The organism is Brevibacterium sp. 50QC2O2 (assembly GCF_024580675.1).
In the GTDB taxonomy this organism is placed as follows: domain Bacteria; phylum Actinomycetota; class Actinomycetes; order Actinomycetales; family Brevibacteriaceae; genus Brevibacterium; species Brevibacterium moorei.
Genome location: NZ_JANIJZ010000029.1, coordinates 1 through 20,513, shown reverse-complemented (window position 1 = coordinate 20,513; position 20,513 = coordinate 1). Strand labels below are relative to the sequence as shown.

Here is a 20,513-nt window from a genome sequence, read left to right as displayed (position 1 = left end):
ACAAGAGGAGTCACCGCGAAGGGATGCTCGATTATGTTCACTGCCGCCGGGATTTCCGGCCCCGCGAACCCGCTGGGCTGTCCTGGCGACAAGAGAAAACATTACACGACCCGCAACCCGGCCGCAAACCGGCTGAGCATGACGCTGCTCACACTCCCCTGCTCGCCTATTCGCCGTCCACCCCACGCAGGAAGTCGGCGGCGGCCGGTGCCGCGGCCGCGGCGCCGAAGCCACCGTCCTCCACCAGGACGGAGAAGGCCAGATCGCCTTGGAAGCCGGCGAACCAGGAGTGCGTGCGCGGCGGATTCTCATCACCGTATTCGGCAGTGCCCGTCTTGCCGTAGACCTTGCCGCCCGGCACGTTCTTCAGCTTGGTTCCGGTGCCCGTAGTGACGACCCCGCGCATCATCTCGCGCAACTGCTTGATCTGCCCGGCCGAAAGCTCCTTGCCATCGGCCCCACGCAGCGGACCCGATGCGTTTGCATCCGCGCCGGCCGCATCCGAAGACCCCGCGGATTCCGACCCGGTGGCCCCGGAAGACTCCCCCGAGGCTCCCAGGACCAACTGCGGAGCCACGGACTCGCCACGCTTGATCGCCGCGGCCAGGGTCGCCACCCCCAAGGGGCTGGCCAGAACCTTGCCCTGCCCGATCATCGAGGCCGCGTGTTCGACCGCATCGTCACCGGTTGGCACGGCAGCGCCGAAGGACGGTACGCCGATCTGCGGATCGGTCATCCCGGTTGACTTCGCGACCTGCGCCAGACCCTCGCCCGGAATCTTCCCCGCCGAGGCGATGAAGGCGGTGTTGCAGGACTGGGCGAAGTCCTCGGCCAGGGTCGCTTTGCCCTGCACGTGGCCGTCGGAGTTCTTGAAGGTCTTGCCCTCGACGGTCGTCGTATCGGGGCAGGCGATCGCGTCGTCCGGGTTCGTCCCGCTGCCCAGCAGCGCGCCCGTGGTGACGATCTTGAACACCGAACCCGGCGCGTACCGGCCGGTCAGCGCCCGGTCGTAGGCTGCAGGGGCCTCGGCCGTCTGCTCGCCGGACTTGTCATCCGCCTTACCGTCGGCGGCCTTCGCCCCGGACTTCCCTGCGGCTTTCTGCGCCTGGGCCGCCGTCGGCACGGCGTTCGCCGCGGCAACCACGTGCCCGCTGCGCGTGTCCAGCGCGACGATGGCCACCGCCTTGCCCGTCTTCTTCGCAGCGCGCGCCGCGGCGGCATCCGCCGGGTTCTGCACCCGCAGATCCAGGGTCGTGTGCACGTCCCCGCCATCGGCCCCGCCCAGGGTTCCCACCGTCGTGCCGACCGCACTGGTCCCGCCACCCTGGCTCAGCCGCACTGCGGGCTCGTCCCCGCTCAGGGCCGAGGCCTCGGCGTCCTTGGCGGGCCTGACCGTAACCGTGTAGCCCGGCCGGCCCCGCAGCTGCCCGTCGAAGGTCCGTTGCATCCCGCTCAGGCCGGCCTCATCGCCGGCCCTCAGCGCACCGCCGGATTTCTCGATCTGCTCGGCACTGGCCTGGCCGACCCGGCCCAGCACCGGCCCTGCCAAATCCTTCTCCACGCTCAGCGACCGGGTCGAGGTCCGAAACAGCGTCCCCGGCAGCGGCCGGATGGTCGTCGAGACCCGGTTGTAGTCACCGCGACGCAGCGTGATCACCGACAGGAACTGATCGCCGCGGCCGGCCTTGTCCGCATCCTCGATCCGCTTGCGCAGAGCCGGCCCATCGATGTCGAGCTCTTTGCCCAGAGTCTTCGTCAGCGACTTCACGTCCTCGACGCGCGAGGGCTGCACACCCACTTCCACGACCTCGGCGTCCTTCGTCAGTGGTTTGTCATCGGCTCCGAAGATCTGCCCGCGCGTCGCCGGCTGCGCCCGGGCGCTGAGCACGGTGTCCTTGCCCAAGGCGGGATACAGGGCGCTCGGCGCGGGAGAGGCCTTCCACCGGCCGCCCCGGCGCACCAGCCCCAGGTCGGTTGAGTACGTCCAGGTGCCCTTTGCCGAGGTCCCGCTCGACCCGGCACCCGCTGCCCGGGCGGCTGCACCTTGGGCGAGCGCCGCTCGGGCGCCGGGGAGCGCACCGGCTGCGGAGTCGCCCGAGGCCGCGTCCGCGGCGCCGGATGTTCCCTCCGCGCTCGTCCAGGTCCAGGAGAGCAGGGCCGTCGCCCGGTCGCCGGAGCGCTGGACCTTCACCACGCGGACATCTTGTGCGCGCAGGCCCGGGCGCAGGTCCGCGAAGACCGCCGAGGCGGCATCGGCCTGGCCATCTGTGGCGAACAGGGACTGGTCGAAGGAACCGTCCTGAGCTTCGGCGGCGAACTTCTTGGCTACATGTGTCGGATTGAATGAGCTGCCCACCACCGCGATCCCACCGCCGGCGGCCAGGGCCACGACGACGACAGCGCCGCCCAAGATCCACAGCGCCCGGGGAACCCTGCGCCGGGGTCGACCGCCCCTGGCCCGGCGCAGGGCAGCGCGCCCAACCGGCTCCGAGCCTGCGGCCGGGGCCACACCGTTGACCGGGCCCGAGGCCGGCTCCGGGCCGTTGGATGGATCCGAGTCGTTGGATGGATCCTGTGCTGCCGCGGGCACCGGCGCCCAGGGCTCGGGGAACACGGGGTCCGACGCATAGGGGCCGGAGGACTCGGCCTCCGCGGACTCGGTCTGCGCGAATTCGGGCCCGGGGGACTCGGGTTCCGGGGACTCGGGGATGTTGTCGCCAGTCACACTCATGGCCCCAGCCTAATCCCGACCGCCCCGCGCCAGCAGCGCATAGGCCAGGGGAACCAGCGAGCCGGACATGCAGACCACCCCGACGACGCGCGCGCCGGCCCCCACGGCGGCGGTCCCGAAGAGCACGGCTCCGCCGATGAACAGACCGGCGAAGACGATCCCGGCCACTGCGCGGCGGGCCACACGCTCCAGCCCGCGCAGTTCCCGATCCACGCCCGGGGTCTGCACCGCCAGGTCGCCGGCCGAGATGACGCTCACCAGATCGTCGATCCGGCCCGGCAGGCGGACGAACATCCGCACTCCCGCGATGACCCGGTCCACCTGGTCCCGGGCGAAGTTCCCACCCTCCTCGCGCATCAACCGCAGGCCGTAGGGCCGCACCGCATCCCACATGTTGAACTCGTGGTCGAGTTCACTGCACAGTCCCGAGACGATCGATACGGCGCGGAAGATCAGCAAGAAGTCCTCCGGCAGTTGGAAGGGCAGATCACGCAGCAGATCGCCGAACTCGGAGAAGAATTCGGCGAACTCGCGCTGGTCCTTCCGCTGCAACTGCGCGATGCTCAGGCCGCCGAAGCGGTCGAACAGCTCCGCGAGCGCCCGCTCGATCAGCCGCTTATCGGCACTCGGCAGCAGGACCCCCAACCGGTCCAGGCTGTCGACCAGTTCGCCGGGCCGCTCGCCTGCGAGCGCGATGGCGAAGTCCCGCACGGTGGCGCGCAGGGCCTCGGAGACCTCGCCCATCATGCCGAAGTCGATGAACGTCAGGGCGAACCCGGGGTCCGGCGCGCCGAGGCCACCGGGTTCGTCGGGTTCGCCGAGGCCACCGGTTCCACCGGCTTCGCCGCCCACCGTCCCGTCTGCGGTCGGGGTGACGAAAACGTTGCCCGGGTGCGGGTCGGCGTGGAAGAACCGGTGGACGAAGAACTGGTCGAGCATGACCGCGGCGAAGGCATCGGCGACCGCGTGCGGGTCGATCCCGGCACGACGCAGTGCGGCCACGTCGTTGATCTTGATCGCGGTGACGTCCTCGAGGGTCAGGACCCGGCCGGTGCACAGGGACTGGGCGATCCGCGGCGTCTTCACCCGCGCGTCGGCGCGGAAGGCCGTGCGGAAACGGCGGGCGGCCGAGGCCTCGTGCCGGTAGTCGATCTCCTGCCGGCTGGTCGTGGCGAACTCCGCGATCAGGGCCGGCAGGTCCACCCGGGCGGAGACGGTGGGCAGGCGTCCGACGATACCTGCGACGCGGCGCAGAACCGCCAGGTCGACCTCGACGATGCGCTCGATGCCCGGCCGCTGGACCTTGACCACCACCTGCGACATCCCGTATGCCGCCGCCGGCCCGGGATGCAGCACGGCGCGGTGGGCCTGCCCCAGCGAGGCCGCGGCCAGCGGGCGCGCATCGAAAGCGGCGAACGCGATGGCCGGCGGGGCGCCCAGTTCGGCCTCGATGACGGCTGCGATCCGCTCGGCGGACACTGCGGGCGCTTCGTCCTGCAGGCTGGACAGCTCACCGGTGACCTGGGCCGGCAGCATGTCGAGCCGGGTGGAGAGGAACTGCCCCAGCTTGATCAGCAGACCTCCGTGGGCGGCGGCCAGGCGGTGGAAGCGGCGGGCCGCAGCACTCATCCGGCGCAGCCTGCCGCGAGCGGACAGGCGCCCCAGGCCCAGGCGCGGCAGCACCAGGTCGCACCAGAGGAGAGTCGTCATCAGGCGGACGGCGAAGGCCATGAGCCGCAGGTAGCGGAGGCTCGGGTTCATGGGGCCGAGGCTATCCCCGCTTCCTGATAGGAGTTCCACTACTAGGAGTTCCACTACTTAGCGAAATGTTGATTCTTGGCCGAATTCGCTGGATTTTCGACAGTTCGTCAAGTAGTGGAACTCCGGGGTGAGACGGGTGCCCGATAGAGTTCCACCTATGACCACTCCCGCACAGGCGACCTCGGTACTCGGGGCGCTTCGTAATCCGAAGTTATTGACTCGTGAGGTTCTGGCCGGGCTGGTCGTGGGACTCGCACTCATCCCCGAGGCCATTTCTTTCTCCATCATCGCCGGCGTCGACCCGAAGGTCGGACTGTTCTCCGCCTGCGTGATGGCCGTGGCGATCGCCTTCGTGGGCGGACGGCCCGCGATGATATCCGCGGCCACGGGTGCCGTGGCCCTGGTGATCGCACCGGTGATGCGCGAGCACGGCCTGGACTACCTGATCGCGACGGTGCTGCTGGCCGGCGTCCTGCAGATCGTTCTGGGCGCCTGCGGGGTCGCCAAGCTCATGCGCTTCGTGCCCCGCTCGGTGATGACCGGCTTCGTCAACGCCCTGGGCATCATGCTCTTCACCGCCCAGCTGCCCAATCTGATCGGCGTGCCGTGGGCCGTCTATCCCCTGACCGTCCTCGGCATCCTCGTCATCGTGTTCTTCCCCAAGATCACCAAGGCGGTGCCCGCTCCCCTGGTGTCGATCGTCATCGTCACGGCCGTGACCCTGGTGTTCGCGTTCCAGGTGCCCACCGTGGGTGATATGGGCGAGCTGCCGCGCAGCCTGCCGACCCTGTTCATCCCCGATGTGCCGCTGAACTTCGAGACCCTGCGGATCATCGGTCCCTACGCACTGGCGATGGCCCTGGTGGGGCTGATGGAGTCGCTGATGACCGCGACCCTGGTCGACGAAATCACCCATACCGGCTCGAACAAGACCAGGGAGTCCTGCGGCCAGGGCATCGCGAACATCCTCTCTGGCTTTGCCGGCGGCATGGGCGGATGCGCCATGATCGGGCAGACGATGATCAACGTGAAGTCCTCGCACGCCAGGACCCGGATCTCGACCTTCCTGGCCGGGGTCTTCCTGCTGATCCTGGTGGTGGTGTTGGGCGATGTCGTGGGCCGCATTCCGATGGCCGCGCTGGTGGCGGTCATGGTGATGGTCTCCGTCGGCACCTTCGATTGGCGCTCGATCCGCCCCTCGACCCTCAAACGCGCCCGCAAGCGTGAGACCGCGGTCATGGTGGTCACCGTGATCCTGGTGCTGGCCACGCACAATCTGGCCGTCGGCGTGATCGTGGGCAGCCTGCTCAACCTGCTGATCGGCCGGATCCGCGGCGAGCTGGGCGGGGAACCGCGCTAACCGTCCCGTCGGACGCCGGAGCCGAGGTCCGCAGCGCAGACGACAATGCCCGGTCCCTTGACGGGACCGGGCATTGTCTGTGCTTCGGCTGTGCGGGCGCCCCGGCTGACCTGGGTCAGCGGCGCATCCGGCGCGCTCACCTCAGTGGCTGCGGGCCTCCAGCGGATCGGCGTAGTGCACGGGGTGGTTACCGTGGTTGAAGAACACGCGGCGCAGACCCTCGAAGATCCAGGCGATGGCGAACACTACCGCGCCTGCGACGACGACGAGCAGGCCTGCCGCGATGATGGCGACGATGAACGCGATCAGTGCGTACATACTGGGGCTCCATTCCATGGGAGTGGGTGGATATATTGATTCTGCTGCGATTCTACCCCGCGTAGTGGCATCGGCGCACACGCTCCCGCCGGCGTCCCGCTCAGACCCGGCCGAGGTCCCCCAGACCGGCGACGAACTCCTCCGCCGCCCGCGCCGCCAACCCGCTCAGCCCCGCGACGGGAGCCGGCAGGGCGTCCGACCCGGTCAGCTCCAGCGCCTGGGCGAGCGCCGCCGCCACGCGCAGGCTGCCGTGGACGTCCATCAGATCCCATACCGGTTGCAGCAGTGCCTGCGCCCGCTCGGCCGAGTCAGTGTCCCCGGCCAGGGAGGCACGGGTGAGTTCGAGCGTGAGCTCCGGCAGGACTCCGCCGATGACGGAGAACCACAAATCACACCCGGCCATCAGGGCGCGGGCCGCGGCGGAATCACCCGAAGTCCCCAGGCGCACGTGGCCGGGCAACTGGGCCCGGACCTCGGCCAGGTGGGCGGCGACCGTGGCCGCGTCGCCGCGCACCGGCGGAATCTTCAGCGCTCCGATGTGTGGAAGTTCGGCGATCCGGCCGTAGAGTTCCGTGGGGAATGTGAAGTGGGTGGTCCCCGGATTGTCGTAGACGACCAGGGGAACGTCCAGTTCGCCGGTGACCGCGGCGTAGAGACCGTAGACCTCGTCCGGGCTCAGGGCCTGGTAGGTCATGGGCGCCAGCAACACCGCCGCGGCGCCGGCGGCCTGCGCGTCGTGGGCCAGGGCCTGGACCTGCGAGGTGCGCAGGGCGCCGATGCCCACGATCACGGGAGTGTCCCCCGCGTGTTCGACGGCGAGACGGGCCACCCGGGCGCGTTCGGCACGGTCCAGATAGGCGTACGACCCAGTCGAGCCCAGGGCGCCGATCGAGTCGACCCTGGCCGCCGCCAGGCGCCCGATGATGCGGATGAAGGCCGCCTCGTCGATGCGGTCGTGGCGCAGGGGCGTCAGGGGGAAGGCGCTGAGGCCGGTGAACAGTCGGTTGTGGTCCATGCACTCAGCATGGCATACGGAACGGCGTCCGCGGGGCCGAGGCGGCGTCCGCGGGGCCGAGGCCTCAGCTGGGCATGTTCGCGAACCGGCTGCGGGAGCCCTGGAAGGCCACCGTGATGTCGCCGGTCGGACCGTTACGGTGCTTGGCCACCATGATGATGGCCTCGCCGGCGTGCGGGGACTCCGGATCGTACATGTCCTCACGGTGGATCAGCAGGACCATATCGGCGTCCTGCTCGATCGAACCGGATTCGCGCAGGTCGGAGACCATCGGCCGCTTGTCCGTGCGCTGCTCGGAGGAACGGTTGAGCTGCGAGAGCGCGATGACGGGGACCTCGAGCTCCTTGGCCAGCAGCTTGAGCGAACGGGAGAACTCCGAGACCTCCTGCTGGCGCGACTCCACCCGCTTACCCGATGACATCAGCTGCAGGTAGTCGATGACCACCATCTTCAGATCGTGCTGCTGTTTGAGCCGGCGGCACTTCGCGCGGATCTCCGCCAGGGCCATATTCGGCGAATCGTCGATGAACAGCGGCGCATCGTTGATCCGGCCCATGGTGTCGGCCAGTTTCGTCCAACCGCCACGCTCATCGTCGAGGTTGCCGCGCCGCAGCGACTGCAGCGGAATGCCGGATTCGGCCGAGAGCAGGCGCATGGTCAGTTCCAGGCGCCCCATCTCCAAGCTGAAGATGACGGTGGCCTGGCCGTGGGCGATCGCCGCCGAGCGCACCATGTCCAGTGCCAGGGTCGACTTGCCGACGCCGGGGCGGGCGGCGATGACGATCATCTGGCCGGGGTGCAGGCCGTTGGTCAGCTCGTCGAATTCGGTGAAGCCCGTGGGCACGCCCGAGGTCTCCCCGTCGTGGTCGCCGGCGCGTTCGATCTCCTCGACCGTGGGCCCCAGGACCTCGGACAGGCGGATGTAGTCCTCTGCGGTTGAACGCTCCGTGACCTGGTAGATCTCCGACTGCGCGCGGTTGACCAGGTCGTCGGTGTCGCCCTCGGCGTCGTAGCCCATCTGCACGATCCGGGTGCCGGCCTCCACCAGGCGGCGCAGCACCGCCTGTTCGCGCACGATGTTCGCGTAGAAGCCCGCGTTCGCCGCGGTCGGCACCGAGGAGATCAGCGTGTGCAGATAGGCCGCACCGCCGATCCGCGCCAGGTCGCCGGTCTTCGACAGCGCATTGGCCACCGTGACGGCATCGGCCGGTTCGCCGCGCGCATAGAGGTCCATGACGACGTCGTAGATCGTCTCGTGCGCCGGCTTGTAGAAGTCGTCGGCGTGCAGGTTCTCGACAACATCGGCGATCGCGTCCTTCGACAGCATCATGCCGCCCAGCACGCTCGCCTCGGCCTCCAGGTCCTGCGGGGGCGTGCGCAGGCCGGCTTCGGCCCTCTGCCAGTTGTCGGTTTCGCTCATGATCATCAAGATTAGTGCACGGAGCCGAGGCCCCGCGCAGCGCCCACACGAGCACACCGCCGGCTGTCCCGCGCCACTGCCGCGCCACGCAGAGCAGGCGATTCAGTCTGGAACCCCTGCGGATTCTCAGACCAAATCGCCTGCCATTCAACCGCCTAGAGCGTGTTGACCGGGCGGCCCAGGGCCGCCATGAGCGACTCGTGCACGACCTCGGACTTCGAGGGATGCGGCAGGATCGCGCGGACGAAGGCGTCGGCGGACATGTCTCCGGCGTGGGACACGGCCAGCATGCCGATCAGCTCCGTCATCCCCTCCCCCACCAGGGTCGCGCCCAGGATCTCATGGGTGTCGCCGTCGATGAGGACTTCGCCGAAGCCCTCGGTCTGGCCCGTGCCCAATGCCCTGCCGTTCTCCGCCAGGCGCACCGGACGCGCCACCACCGGATGGCCTGCTGCGCCGGCCTGCTCACGCGACAGGCCGATGCTGGCGACCTCCGGCGTGGTGTAGGTGCAGCGCGGGACCCAGGAGCGCCAGTCGGCGTCCACCGGTTCCCGGTCGAAACCGGCCAGGGCGTCGACGCAGCGCAGGGCCTCGGCGCTGGCCTTGTGGGCCAGCATCGGACCGCCGGAAACGTCACCGATCGCGTAGAGTCCCCAGACCTTGGTCCGGCAGTACTCATCGGTTTCGATGAACCCACGCCCATCGACGATGCCGAAGGGCTCCAGGCCCAGGCCCGCGCTGTTGGGCGCAACGCCCACGGCCAGCAGGACCTTCTCAGCCGACACCTGTTGTTCGGTGCCGGCCGCGTCCGTATAGTGCACGACCGCGCTGGTCGTCCCGTCCGCGGCCACGTCCGCCACCTCGACGGAGCCCACGCGCACCCCGGCAGCCGCGGTGATGCCGCGGGACCGGAAGTTCTTGGCCACCACATCGGAAGCCTCAGCGGACTCGCCCGGCAGCACATGAGGCAGGGCCTCCAACAGCGTCACCTGCGATCCCAGGTCCGCATACAGGGACGCGAACTCGCTGCCGATCGCACCGGAGCCGATGACGACCAGGGACTCGGGCACGTGGTCGGGCACCAGGGCCTGCCGGTACGTCCAGATGGTCTGTCCGTCCGGTTCGATGCCAGGCAGGCCGCGGGGACCCGCACCGGTGGCCACGATGATGTGGTCGGCGCCCAGCAGACGGGGCTTGCCCCCGCCCACCGCGGCGCCGTCGGCACCGGGGTTCAGCGTGACGCTGACCTGGCCCTTGTCCGCGATCGTCGCCTCGCCCGCAATCACCGTGACTCCGGCCGCGCCCATCAGCGCACCCACCCCACTGGTCAACTGCCCGGAGGTGGAACGCGAATGGGCGACGAGCTTGGCCACGTCGATCGCCGGTGCGGCATCCGTCAGGACGCCGAACTGGGCGGCCGAACGGATGGTGCGGGCGACCTCGGCGCCGTGCAGCAGTGCCTTGGTGGGGATGCAACCCCAGTTCAGGCAGATGCCACCCAGTTCCGCCTTCTCCACCAGGGCCGTTTTCAGGCCCAGGCGGCCGGCCCGCCCGGCGGCCACATAGCCGCCGGGACCGGCGCCGATGACGATGACGTCATAGCGGTCGTCGGGATGAATCTCAGTCATGATTCCCCCTTCAGGCGAAGATCAGCGCGGGCGTTTCGAGGATCGTGCGCAACTGCGCCATGAACCTCGCGGCCAGGGCCCCGTCGATGACGCGGTGGTCGCTCGTCAGGGTCAGCGGCAGGATCGTCGCGGCCACCGGAGCGCCCTGGGCGTCGGGCACGAAGCGCTTGGCGCCGGCGGCCACGGCCAGGATCGCAGCCGAGGGCGGGTTGATGATGGCGTCGAAGGACGACACCCCGAACATGCCCAGATTGCTGATCGTGAACGTCCCGCCCTGGAACTCGTCGGGCTTGAGAGTCCCGGCCTTGGCGCGGGTCGCCAGGTCGCCGGTGACCGCTGAGATGTCCGTGATCGACCGGGTGTCAGCATGCGTGACGATCGGGGTGATGAGCCCCTCGTCGGTCGCCACGGCAACGGCCACGTCCGCATGCGCGAACTGCCGGATCACCTGGGCGGCCGAATCGTACTGCACGTTGACCTCCGGCACCGCGACCAGGGCCTTGGCCACAGCGGCGACGACCAGGTCGTTGACCGAGACCCGCACGTCCAGTCGCGAGTCGTTGATCTCCTTGCGCAGCGCCAACAGCTTGTCGATGTTCGCATCGATGCTCACGCGGAACGCCGGGGAATCCAAGTAGGACTCCTTCAGACGCGTCGCGATGACCTTGCGCATCGCCGACATCGGAACCTCCGTGGCGGGGTTCCCGGCATCGGCGACCGGAGCCGCAGTGCCGGCAGCCGCGGCCGAGGCCTGGGCTGCTGCCGATCCCGTGCCGTGGAGGTGCCAGTCGGCGGCCTCCACGTCGTAGACCGTGACGCGTCCGTGCTTGCCGGTGGGCCGGGCGTCGAGCAGGTTGACGCCCAGTTCGGCGGCGCGGTCGCGCGCTCGTGGGGTCGCCGCGACTGCGCTGTCATCGCGCTTGGCTGCGACCTGTCCGGTGCGCGGCAGGTCGTTGCCGAAGGGCAGCGACCCACCGGCTGCGGTGACGGCGTCCTGCAGGTCCGTGACCGTGACCCGGCCGCCGCGGCCGGTGGCCTCGACCTTGGACAGGTCGATGCCGTGCTTTTCGGCCAGGTCCGCTGCGTGCGGGGTGGCCGGCGCGTTCGGATCGAAGGTGCCCTTGAGTGCCGCCGGGACGGTGACCGCTCCTGGCTTGGGCGCCGCGGGTGCTGCGGCCGGAGCCGCAGGGGCCGAGGCCACCGGTGCGGCAGCGGGCGCCGCTGCCGGGGTAGCCGCGGGTGCGGCCGATGCGGCTGGGGCCTCGGCTACGGCGGGAGCGGCGTAGCCGGCGATGGCCTCGTCGATCTCACTGTCCGGGGTGCCGGCCGGAGCCACCACCGCGACCAGGGAGCCCACCGGCAGGGTCGAGCCGAGCTCCATCACCTGGCGGGCCAAGACGCCGTCGCCCGGGGCCTCGAGCTCACCGGAGATCTTGCTGGATTCCAGGGTTGCGATGGGGGTTCCCTCGGTGACCTCCTGGCCGGCGTCGACCAGCCATTCGGTGAGGGTTCCCTCCTCCATCGTCATGCCCCATTTCGGGACTTCCAGTGCGTGGATGGACATATCAGGCCTCCACAACGGCGCGGATTGCGGCTTCGATCTTCGCCGGTCCCGGGATCCACTCCTGCTCCAGGGAATGCGCGAAGGGCACGGGGGAATGCGGCGGGGTGACCAGCTGGACCGGGGCCTTGAGCGAATCGAAGGCCTTGGATGCGGCGAGCGCGGCGATGTCGTGGGCGAAACCGCAGCGGGCCGCGGATTCGTCGACGACGACCAGGCGGCCGGTGGCGGCGACGGATTCCAGGATCCCGTCCTCGTCCAGCGGGCTGGTGGTCCGCGGGTCGACGACCTCGACGCTGATGCCCTCGGCGGCCAGTTTGTCGGCCACGCCGTTGGCGAAGTTCACGCAGTTGGCCAGGGCCACGACGGTCACGTCTGTGCCGCGCCGCGGGTAGGCGGCCACGCCCAGCGGGATCGTGTAGGACTCGTCGGGCACCTCGGTCTTCATGTCGTACATGGCCTTGTGCTCGCAGAAGATGACGGGGTCGTCATCGCGGATGCTCTCCAGCAGCAGGCCGCGGGCATCGTAGGCGTTGGACGGAACGACGACCTTCATGCCGGCCGTGGAGGTGAACAGGTGGTAGGGCGAGGCCGAATGCTGGGCGGCCGCACCCACGCCCGCGCCGATGATGCCGCGCATCACCATGGGGGTGGTCGCCTTGCCGCCGAACATGTAGCGGAACTTCGAGGCCTGGTTCCAGATCTCGTCGTAGCAGACGCCGAAGAAGTCCATGAACATCAGTTCGGCCACCGGGCGCAGACCGGTGACGGCCGAACCCGCCGCCATGCCGATGATCGCCGACTCCGTGATCGGGCAGTCGATGACGCGGTCATCGCCGAACTCCGTCCACAGGCCCTGGGTCACGCCGAACACGCCGCCGAAGGCCTCGACGGTGGGGTCGGGGTTCGACCCGCCCTTGCCGCCACGCAGGTCCTCGCCCATCAACACGACGTCCTTGTCTTCGCGCATCGCATCGGCCATTGCGGCCCGGATCGCCTCGCGGAAGCTCATTGCAGTCATTTTTCACTCACTTCGCTGTGGTTTGGATTGCCGGGTTGGGGACTCAGTAGGACAGGTAGACGTCGGTGTCGACTTCGGACGGGTCCGGTTCGGCGGCCGCCCTGGCATCCGCCACCGCCTGGTCGACCAGGTCGATGTTGGACGCGTCGATCTCGTCGAGTTCAGCCGGGTCCACGGTGCCCGCGGCCTTGTCGCGGAAGATCTGCAGCGGATCCTTCGACGCCTTCTGCGCGGCCAGCTGCTCCTGGGTGCGGATCAGGCCGGGGTCGCCCTCGAAGTGTCCGTAGAAGCGGATGGCCGATGCCTCGATGGCAGACGGGCCGCCACCGGCGCGGGCCCGGCCCACGGCTTCGCCCGCGGCGGCGTACATGTCGAAGAAGTCCGAGCCGTCGACGCTGAGCACCGGCAGGCCGAAGCCCTCCGCACGGGCCGCGATCGACTTCGCGCCGATTGAGAAGTCAGCGCCGGTGGCCTCGCCGATGCCGTTGTTCTCGAAGACGAACACGATGGGCAGCTGCAGTGCCACCGCCATGTTCATGGCCTCGAAGGTGGTGCCCTGGTTGGAGCCGCCGTCACCGGTGAAGGAGACCGCGACGTTTCCCTCACCGCGGTACTTCGCGGTCAGGGCCGCGCCGATGGTCAGGGGCGGGCCACCGCCCACGATGCCGTTGGCACCGAGCATGCCCACGGACAGGTCCGCGATGTGCATGGACCCGCCCTTGCCGTGGCACAGGCCGTCGGCGCGGCCGAAGATCTCGAACATCATCGAGCGGACGTCACTGCCCTTGGCGATGCAGTGGCCGTGGCCGCGGTGGGTGGAAGCGATCTTGTCCGCCGGCGTCAGGTGTTCGCAGATGCCGGTTGCGATGGCCTCTTCACCCGCGTACAGGTGGATGAAGCCGGGGATGTCGCCGGTTGTGTTCTCCTTGTGGAGCCGGTCCTCGAAGGCGCGGATCTTCGACATCTTGTCGTACGCGCCCAGCAGCTGCTCGCGGCTGAGATCGGTCATTTCGGTCCCTCACTTCCTCGTGTGGTCAAGGGTTGGGATCACCGTACGCGTGAGCACTGACACAGCACCAGCAACAGAATGTTTCGTGTGCTGAGATTCCCGTGTTCACTGGGGAAGAGGGCCTTTGCAACGCATTGCAACGCTGTTATCGTCTTCTACATAAGGTAGACATCACATACGGATTCACATGTGGAGGACGACGGGAGGACGAGGCCGCGGCGGGGCCCGCACCGACCGCCCGGTTCGCTTCCGATCCGATACCGCCAGGCGCGGAAGGCACAGCGATGAGGCAGACGCCACAACCCGAGTACGCACTACCCTTCGACGAGGACCCCAGCGAGTACGCCCGCGTGCTGGCCGAGGTCCACCAGGCGATCCGCTGCGGCGGCAGGCCCCCGGCCAAACCCCGTCCGGTGATCGACAGGTCGTGGAAGCGGATGCTGCGCGGCGGGGTGCCGGTCGACCACCGCGACCCCAGGATCGACGAGTCCCGCGTCGCCTAGGACAGGGCGAGGCTACTGACCAGCTATGGGGACGCCTCGGCCACGGTACTGGCCCAGGTGGACGCGGCGCTGGCACCGGCCCTGTCCGATTCGCGGCTGATCGGCGTGGTGTCCACCCCGGATTCCCGGATCATCCACCGCATCGGGGACAGACCGGCCCTGGGCAGGGCCGATGCCCTGGGCTTCGTCGAGGGCGCGGATTGGGCGGAGCAGTCCGTGGGCACCAATGCGATCGGGGTGGCGGCGCTGATGGGCGGGCCCGTGCAGATCCTGGGCCCGGAACACTGGTGTTCCAGTCACCATGGATGGAGCTGCTCCGCAGCGCCCGTGCGCGATCCCGCGACAGGGCAGATCCTGGCCATCATCGATGTGTCCGGACCCGTGGCCACCGCCCATCCGGCGATCCTGGGGATGGTGCAGGCGCTGACCGGGCAGATCGAGTTCATGTTGCGCGACGCCCACCACCGCAGGTTGGCCAAGCTGCGGGCGGCGGGCCCGCGCCGTGGCGGTTTCACCCCGCTGTCGGGTTTGGGCGCGGGCGGCTCCATGAGCGCCGGCGGCGCCGCGGGGTCCGGACGATGGGTGCTGTGCGATCCGTGCGGCTGGGTCGCCGATTCCTCCGGTGTCGAGGTCGGTGAACAGTTGAACCTGGGCGTGGGCCTGGTAACGGGGCGGACCGTGCTGCGCGGCCTGGGGGCAGTCGAGGTCCACCGCAGCGGCGCCGGGGTTCTGGTCGTCCCGCTGGAGCACGGGCAGCCGACCGCCGAGTACGCTCTGGACTTCTCCGCGGGCGCCCTGACGGTGACGGCCGCCGGCGAGGCCATCACCCAGTCGGTCTGTCCCCGGCACGCGGAACTGTTGCGCGCCCTACGGGATTCCACCGTGCCCTTGAAGGCCGAGGCCCTGTCCGAGCAGGTGTGGGGCGGCACCGTGACGCCGGTGACCGTGCGCGCGGAGATCAGCCGGCTGCGCAAGCGCTTCCCCGATTTGGTCTCGGGCTCCCCCTACCACCTGTTGGCCGACCTCAGCATGGTTGGCTGAAACGACCCCGGCTGGGGGCACACTCCGACTGAAACGGCCCGGCCGGGCGACGTTTCGCCGGGCCACCGTAGTCACATCTCAGCCCGGGTCAGCGTCGGGTAGTCGATGTAGCCGTGTGCGCCACCGGTGTAGAGGGTCGACGGGTCGAGGTCATTCAGTGGCGCACCCGTGCGCAGACGCTCCACGATGTCCGGATTCGCCAGCGCGAACCGGCCCAGCGGGGCGATATCGGCCAGTCCCCTGTCGATATCGGTAGCGATCCCCTCGCGCTCGCGCCCGTAGCGGACGACGAGCACCGCGCTCGGCCACACCCGGCGGAACGAGGCCAGGAGTTCATCGTCGCCCAGGTGGTGCACGTGCAGGTAGGCGAGGCCCAACTGTGCGAGCTCGCCGACGAGGTAGCCGTATTGGGCGCGCACGGCCTCGGCCCCACCTTCGTCGAGTCCCCCGAGCGGGAACCCAGGAGAAATGCGGATGCCGGTACGGTCGGCCCCGATCTCATCGGCAACCGCTCGGGCGACCTCGATGGACAGCCGGGCCCGGTTCTCAATCGACCCACCGTATTCGTCGGTGCGCTGGTTCGCATTGGGCGCCAGGAACTGGTGTAGCAGGTAGCCATTCGCCGCATGGACTTCCACCCCATCGGCTCCCGCGGCGATCGCGGACGCCGCCGCGTGCCGGAACTCGCCGATCACATCCTGGATTTCCGCCGCCGACAGCTCACGCGGGACCGGCGTCCGCTTCGGGCCCCTGGCGGTGTACATCTCCTGTTCGGCCGATATCGCCGAGGGCGCGACCGGCCGGCGGTGGTGCGGCGTGTTGTCCGGGTGCGACATGCGCCCGACGTGCATCAGCTGGATGAACAGACGGCCACCCTTCTCATGGACCGCACCGGCGACTGTGCTCCAGCCGGCGATGTGTTCCGGCGTGTAGATGCCGGGGGTGTTCATATACCCCTGCCCGTCGGCCGACGGCTGGGTGCCCTCGGTGATGAGCAGGCCCAGCGAGGCGCGCTGTCCGTAGTACTCGGCGGCGAGCGCGCCCGGCGTTCCGTCGGGATTCGCCCGGTTGCGGGTCATGGGCGCCATTGCCAGGCGGTGTGCGAGCTCAATGCGGCCCAGGGTGAAGGGCTGCCAGAGGTTTTCGAGATCGGTCATGGTGGGTGTCTCTCCTTGAGTTCGACGGTGTGTTGTGTGATTTGCGGGCTGGGCTCAGGGCCCGGATGCTGGGCTCAGGACCCCGGCTTCCGGGTTCGGATGAGGATCCGCATCACGATCAGCAGCGCGCCGAGGGCCGTGAGCCCCGCGGCCACGAATACCGCGGTGCTCCAGCCGCTCACGATGTCCTGGGTCGTGGCCGTCGCGATGATTGTGAACAGGGTGATGCCGCAGGCGGCCCCCAGATAGCGGGCGGTGTTGTTCGCACCGCTGCCCGTGGCCGCATGGTCGGCTGGCACGCTGGCCACGGCCTCCCGCCCCAGGGTGGAGTTGAGAAGGCCACTCGTGATGCCGACGAGAACCATCGGCAGGATCAAGCGCGGCACGGATCCGGCGCCCACCCCGGTCAGCATGGCCCCGGCCGTCAGCGCCAACAGGACGGCGACCGGCCACGGTCCTTCCAAGGGGAAGGGGAGCCAGCGCACGGCGACCGCGGTGAAGGTGCTCGTGATCGCCCACACCAGCGGCGGCAGGCTTGCCAGTTGGAGCGAGGCTCCGAATCCCGATTGGGCGACAGTCGGGAGGAAAGACGTCATCCCAATGGTCCCGACTCCCACGGTCAGCGCGCCGATGGTGGCGGACAGGAAGCGGGGATCGCGTAGCAGGCCCGGTTCGAGGAGCGGGTGGCGCACCCGCTCCTCGACGATTCCCAGGGCGGCGAGGACGCCCAGGGCGGACAGCGCGAGGACGATGAACGATACGGTGACCCCGTGGCGCAGTTGGGTGATGGCGGCCACCAGGAGCACGATGCCGACGACCAGCAGTGACAGGCCGGGGACGTCGATGGGGCGCACCTTCGCGGCGCGCGAGGCGGGCAGTGTCACGCGTGTGCCTGCGAGCAGGATTGCGCCGGCCAGCGCCGTCACCACGTAGTTCGACCGCCAGCCGACGCCGAGGTCCAGGAGCATTGCCAGGAGGGAACCGCCTGCGATGCCGGCTCCGATGCTGGCTCCCCAGATCGATGTGGCGTGCGCCCGCTGGGCTCCTGCGGCGTAGGAGTGGGCCAGAACGGCCAGGCCGCAGGCGATCACGACGGCGCCGCCGAATCCCTGCAGGATGCGCGCACCGATCAGAATCCCCGGGTTCCACGCCACGGCGCACCCCAGCGCGCCGACTGCGATGGCCGACAGGCCGGCAGCGTAGACGCCGCGGCGCCCGAATCGGTCGCCCAGCAGGCCCGTGGCGAGCAGGCCGCCGGCCAGTCCCACGCTCATTGCGCTCAGTATCCAGGCCCGGGCCGATGTCCCGGCTCCGAGGTCCCCGGCGGTAGACGGCAACGTCGCCATCGGCGTCACATAGGTCACCAGCACCAGGGCCGTTCCCAAGGCGATGGGGAGCAGGGGCCTCTCGGTCCAGTTTGGTTTGATTCTCAAACTCATGGGGGTAGCATACCAGCCATGGCAACGATTGTTCCGCTCTCCGACCTGCCGGGTCGCCCCTGTCCGATCGCGGCCTCTTTGGAGCTCGTCGGCGAACGATGGGCCCTGTTGGTCATCCGCGAGATCGCCATGGACAATCACCGCTTCTCCGAGATCGTGCGCGGCACCGGCGCTCCCCGCGACCGGATTGCCGCCCGGCTCAAGACTTTGGAGTCCGAGGGCATCGTCATGCGCCGCAAGTGCCCGGATTCGCAGCGCCACACCTATCATCTAACCGAGGCGGGGGCGGACCTGATCCCCGTGCTCAACGCACTCCTGGAGTGGGGCCAGCACCATGCGGTGGCCCCCGACGACCCCAAGCGGAAGGAACAGTATCCCCCGCTTGCCGAACCGGTGACTGAGCTCAACCCATAGCCCGCATACCGCACACATACGAGGCACATATACAACGCACATACGAAAACGGCCCCGCTCCCATCAAGACGATGGGAGCGGAGCCGAGACCCGGTCAACCGGGCCGATAGCGCTGACAGCGCGCGGATCGAGCCAGGTGCGGATCGATCAGGCCAGAGCCGGATCAGGCCAGTGCAGCCAGCTTCTCCTTGACCTGGGCCGCGGACGGATTCGTCTGCGTGGTGCCGTCGATGTAGAGCAGCGTGGGCACGGTCTGGTTACCACCATTGGCGGTCTCCACGACCTTGGCGCCATTGGCGATGTCCTCGATGTTGACCTCGTTGATCTCGATACCGGCCTGGGCCAGCTGCGGCTTCAGGCGCTTGCAGTACCCGCACCAGCTGGTGGTGAACATCGTGACCTTGCCGGCCTCCGGCAGGAATTCCTCAACCTCAGTGCTCATCGGCACCCTCCTTCATCTGGATGATCTTTCGACATCAAGCCGTCACCGGCACAACCGCGCGGCGGCACCGGCTATTCCCCGCGCAGCCTATTTCCACCACCGCCTGCCCCGACGCCGGTACCCCGGCTCGGACCGCGCCGGCGGCCCCGCGTTCCACGTGGAACGCGGCACCTCAGCCCTGTGCGGCCTCGACACAGCCCTGTGCGACCTCGGCGCGCAGGCGCTGGGTGGCCAGGTGTGCGAGCACCGCGGCCTGATCGCCCAGCACAGAATCATCGAAGACGACGTAGGGCGAATGATTGTCCGCCTGCTTGTCTTCGGGCACATCGGCGCGTTTGGCGCCCAGCATCATGTACGTGCCGGGCACTTCGTCCAGCACATAACTGAAGTCCTCGCTGGGCATCACCGGGTCGGCCAGGGTGCGCATCCGCGCCTCACCCAGCAAGCCGCGCACCTGGTCCATCGCCCAAACCGTCTCGGCCTCGTCGTTGACCGTCACGGGGTACTTCACCTGGAAGTCCACCTTGGCCGTGCACCCGTGGGCGGCGGCGATTCCGGCGGCCAGGCGGTCGACCTCGGTCTGCATGGTGGCCAGGGCCTCGGCGGAGAACACGCGGATCGTCGCGCCCAGCGTGGCCGAGGCCGGGATGACGTTGACCGCATCCCCGGCGGACAGCTGCGTGACCGACATGACCACGGGGTCGAAGACGTCGAAGCGGCGCGAGACCATGTTCTGCAGCGCCAGCACCAGCTCCGCCAGGGCGGGCACCGGGTCGCGGGACTCGTACGGCTTGGACCCGTGGCCGCCGGCGCCGTTGATGGTCACGTGCAGGATGTTCGAGCCCGACTGCAGGATGCCAGGCTTGGTGTGCAGGATCCCGGCCTCGCGGACCTCGACGTGGACGCCGAAGGCCGCGACCACCCGCGGGCCCGCTGCCTCCAGCACGCCCTCCTCGATCATGATCGGGGCGCCGCCGGGATCCTCCTCCCCCGGCTGGAACATGAAGACGACGTCGCCGGGCAGCTGGTCGCGGTGCGCGGCCAGCAACCGGGCCGCACCCACCAGGCCCGAGGTGTGCAGGTCGTGACCGCACGCGTGCATGTTTCCGTTGAGCGACTTGAAGGGCTCATCGGTCAGCTCGGTGACCGGCAGGCCATCCATGTCCCCGCGCAACAGCACGGCCGGCACGGTGGCGGTAGCGGCCTCGGCGGCCGAGGCCCCTGCCGCACTGTCCGCGGGCCGATCCGGGTGGGTGCCGCGCAGCACCGCGGTCACGGAACTCAGCCCTTTGCCCAGAGTGATCTCCAGGCCCGCGGATTCGCGCAGGGGCTCCAGGGCCTCGAGCACCTTGGCCTGAGTGCCGGGCAGGTCCAGGCCCGTCTCCGGCTCGGCGTGAAGCCTACGGCGCAGGTCCTGGAGTTCGGGCAGCAGGGCCGCGGCCTCGGCCACGTAGTCGACGGTCATCTGCGGGTCCTTTCGGTTGAACGGCGGTATCTGAGTCGTTGAGCAGTCACTTTGGTCCGATGCCCCTTCGATTTGCAGTCACTTTGGTCCGAGAATCCGCCGGCGGTTTCAGGGTGCTAGTGCAACACCACTGATAAGTTCATCCAGTCTCTCACGAGGCGTACGGAACTCAAGCGTCCGCCGCGGACGATCATTCAGGAGGTCCTGCATCTGCAGGACCTCCTGATC

General features: G+C 69.1%; 16 protein-coding genes and 1 pseudogene. 4 read left to right on the top strand and 13 right to left on the bottom strand.

The window, feature by feature from the left end; translation table 11 throughout:
• Positions 1-166 precede the first annotated feature (166 nt).
• Together NQ038_RS14610 and NQ038_RS14605 are read right to left on the bottom strand one after the other, a co-directional pair.
• On the bottom strand, positions 167-2,731 hold the full coding sequence (locus NQ038_RS14610) for a penicillin-binding transpeptidase domain-containing protein (RefSeq protein WP_257062919.1): 2,565 nt from the start codon (positions 2,729-2,731) through the stop codon (positions 167-169).
• Positions 2,732-2,740: 9 nt separating this feature from the next.
• Complete coding sequence (locus NQ038_RS14605) at positions 2,741-4,492, bottom strand: AarF/ABC1/UbiB kinase family protein (protein ID WP_257062918.1); 1,752 nt, start codon at positions 4,490-4,492, stop codon at positions 2,741-2,743.
• Between the two features lie 157 nt (positions 4,493-4,649).
• Here NQ038_RS14605 and NQ038_RS14600 point away from each other — a divergent pair.
• Positions 4,650-5,792, top strand: a pseudogene (locus tag NQ038_RS14600) (SulP family inorganic anion transporter); the annotation flags it as partial.
• Between the two features lie 201 nt (positions 5,793-5,993).
• On the opposite strand, the gene NQ038_RS14595 reads toward NQ038_RS14600, so the two are convergent.
• The 7 genes from NQ038_RS14595 to NQ038_RS14565 form a co-directional block, all read right to left on the bottom strand.
• Positions 5,994-6,170 carry a hypothetical protein gene (locus NQ038_RS14595; protein ID WP_257048442.1) on the bottom strand — a complete coding sequence of 59 codons (177 nt, stop codon included), beginning with the start codon at positions 6,168-6,170 and terminating at the stop codon, positions 5,994-5,996.
• A gap of 100 nt (positions 6,171-6,270) precedes the next feature.
• A complete protein-coding gene (locus NQ038_RS14590; RefSeq protein ID WP_257048443.1) occupies positions 6,271-7,185 on the bottom strand; it encodes a dihydrodipicolinate synthase family protein in 915 nt (304 codons plus the stop codon).
• Between the two features lie 64 nt (positions 7,186-7,249).
• The gene (dnaB, locus tag NQ038_RS14585) at positions 7,250-8,605 is read right to left on the bottom strand and encodes a replicative DNA helicase (protein WP_373456829.1); all 1,356 of its coding nucleotides are present in this window, start codon (positions 8,603-8,605) and stop codon (positions 7,250-7,252) included.
• A 155-nt stretch (positions 8,606-8,760) separates the two neighbouring features.
• Positions 8,761-10,233: a dihydrolipoyl dehydrogenase gene (gene lpdA, locus NQ038_RS14580; protein WP_257048446.1), complete on the bottom strand. Its 1,473-nt coding sequence runs from the start codon at positions 10,231-10,233 to the stop codon at positions 8,761-8,763.
• Positions 10,234-10,243: 10 nt separating this feature from the next.
• Positions 10,244-11,797 (bottom strand): 2-oxo acid dehydrogenase subunit E2, encoded by a 1,554-nt coding sequence (locus NQ038_RS14575; RefSeq protein WP_257059886.1) that lies wholly within the window; start codon positions 11,795-11,797, stop codon positions 10,244-10,246.
• 1 nt (position 11,798) lies between these two features.
• Positions 11,799-12,815: an alpha-ketoacid dehydrogenase subunit beta gene (locus NQ038_RS14570; protein ID WP_257059884.1), complete on the bottom strand. Its 1,017-nt coding sequence runs from the start codon at positions 12,813-12,815 to the stop codon at positions 11,799-11,801.
• Positions 12,816-12,858: 43 nt separating this feature from the next.
• Complete coding sequence (locus NQ038_RS14565) at positions 12,859-13,824, bottom strand: thiamine pyrophosphate-dependent dehydrogenase E1 component subunit alpha (protein WP_257062916.1); 966 nt, start codon at positions 13,822-13,824, stop codon at positions 12,859-12,861.
• Between the two features lie 284 nt (positions 13,825-14,108).
• Here NQ038_RS14565 and NQ038_RS14560 point away from each other — a divergent pair, with 284 nt between their 5' ends.
• Both NQ038_RS14560 and NQ038_RS14555 read left to right on the top strand, forming a co-directional pair.
• The gene (locus tag NQ038_RS14560) at positions 14,109-14,327 is read left to right on the top strand and encodes a hypothetical protein (RefSeq protein WP_257062913.1); all 219 of its coding nucleotides are present in this window, start codon (positions 14,109-14,111) and stop codon (positions 14,325-14,327) included.
• Positions 14,328-14,384: 57 nt separating this feature from the next.
• Entirely contained in the window at positions 14,385-15,368 is a 984-nt protein-coding gene (locus NQ038_RS14555) for a helix-turn-helix domain-containing protein (RefSeq protein ID WP_257062911.1), read from the top strand.
• Between the two features lie 71 nt (positions 15,369-15,439).
• Here NQ038_RS14555 and NQ038_RS14550 read toward each other — a convergent pair whose 3' ends face one another.
• Positions 15,440-16,525, bottom strand: a complete 1,086-nt coding sequence (locus NQ038_RS14550; RefSeq protein WP_257059881.1) for an alkene reductase — start codon at positions 16,523-16,525, stop codon at positions 15,440-15,442.
• A gap of 74 nt (positions 16,526-16,599) precedes the next feature.
• A complete protein-coding gene (locus tag NQ038_RS14545; RefSeq protein WP_257062910.1) occupies positions 16,600-17,964 on the bottom strand; it encodes an MFS transporter in 1,365 nt (454 codons plus the stop codon).
• A gap of 18 nt (positions 17,965-17,982) precedes the next feature.
• Between NQ038_RS14545 and NQ038_RS14540 the strand changes: the two genes are divergently transcribed.
• Positions 17,983-18,378 (top strand): helix-turn-helix domain-containing protein, encoded by a 396-nt coding sequence (locus NQ038_RS14540; protein ID WP_257059876.1) that lies wholly within the window; start codon positions 17,983-17,985, stop codon positions 18,376-18,378.
• Between the two features lie 163 nt (positions 18,379-18,541).
• Here NQ038_RS14540 and NQ038_RS14535 read toward each other — a convergent pair whose 3' ends face one another.
• Entirely contained in the window at positions 18,542-18,820 is a 279-nt protein-coding gene (locus tag NQ038_RS14535) for a glutaredoxin domain-containing protein (protein ID WP_257059874.1), read from the bottom strand.
• Between the two features lie 172 nt (positions 18,821-18,992).
• Positions 18,993-20,285 carry a M20 family metallopeptidase gene (locus NQ038_RS14530; protein WP_257062909.1) on the bottom strand — a complete coding sequence of 431 codons (1,293 nt, stop codon included), beginning with the start codon at positions 20,283-20,285 and terminating at the stop codon, positions 18,993-18,995.
• Positions 20,286-20,513: the final 228 nt, after the last annotated feature.

Bases quoted from the DNA above. Each gene is read 5' to 3' on its own strand.
- lpdA (WP_257048446.1), bottom strand. From the start codon at position 10,233: ATGACTGAGATTCATCCCGACGACCGCTATGACGTCATCGTCATCGGC.
- NQ038_RS14545 (WP_257062910.1), bottom strand. From the start codon at position 17,964: ATGAGTTTGAGAATCAAACCAAACTGGACCGAGAGGCCCCTGCTCCCC.
- NQ038_RS14575 (WP_257059886.1), bottom strand. From the start codon at position 11,797: ATGTCCATCCACGCACTGGAAGTCCCGAAATGGGGCATGACGATGGAG.
- NQ038_RS14590 (WP_257048443.1), bottom strand. From the start codon at position 7,185: ATGGACCACAACCGACTGTTCACCGGCCTCAGCGCCTTCCCCCTGACG.
- NQ038_RS14565 (WP_257062916.1), bottom strand. From the start codon at position 13,824: ATGACCGATCTCAGCCGCGAGCAGCTGCTGGGCGCGTACGACAAGATG.
- NQ038_RS14570 (WP_257059884.1), bottom strand. From the start codon at position 12,815: ATGACTGCAATGAGCTTCCGCGAGGCGATCCGGGCCGCAATGGCCGAT.
- NQ038_RS14560 (WP_257062913.1), top strand. From the start codon at position 14,109: ATGAGGCAGACGCCACAACCCGAGTACGCACTACCCTTCGACGAGGAC.
- NQ038_RS14610 (WP_257062919.1), bottom strand. From the start codon at position 2,731: ATGAGTGTGACTGGCGACAACATCCCCGAGTCCCCGGAACCCGAGTCC.
- NQ038_RS14605 (WP_257062918.1), bottom strand. From the start codon at position 4,492: ATGAACCCGAGCCTCCGCTACCTGCGGCTCATGGCCTTCGCCGTCCGC.
- NQ038_RS14530 (WP_257062909.1), bottom strand. From the start codon at position 20,285: ATGACCGTCGACTACGTGGCCGAGGCCGCGGCCCTGCTGCCCGAACTC.
- NQ038_RS14550 (WP_257059881.1), bottom strand. From the start codon at position 16,525: ATGACCGATCTCGAAAACCTCTGGCAGCCCTTCACCCTGGGCCGCATT.
- NQ038_RS14535 (WP_257059874.1), bottom strand. From the start codon at position 18,820: ATGAGCACTGAGGTTGAGGAATTCCTGCCGGAGGCCGGCAAGGTCACG.
- NQ038_RS14595 (WP_257048442.1), bottom strand. From the start codon at position 6,170: ATGTACGCACTGATCGCGTTCATCGTCGCCATCATCGCGGCAGGCCTG.
- NQ038_RS14540 (WP_257059876.1), top strand. From the start codon at position 17,983: ATGGCAACGATTGTTCCGCTCTCCGACCTGCCGGGTCGCCCCTGTCCG.
- dnaB (WP_373456829.1), bottom strand. From the start codon at position 8,605: ATGAGCGAAACCGACAACTGGCAGAGGGCCGAAGCCGGCCTGCGCACG.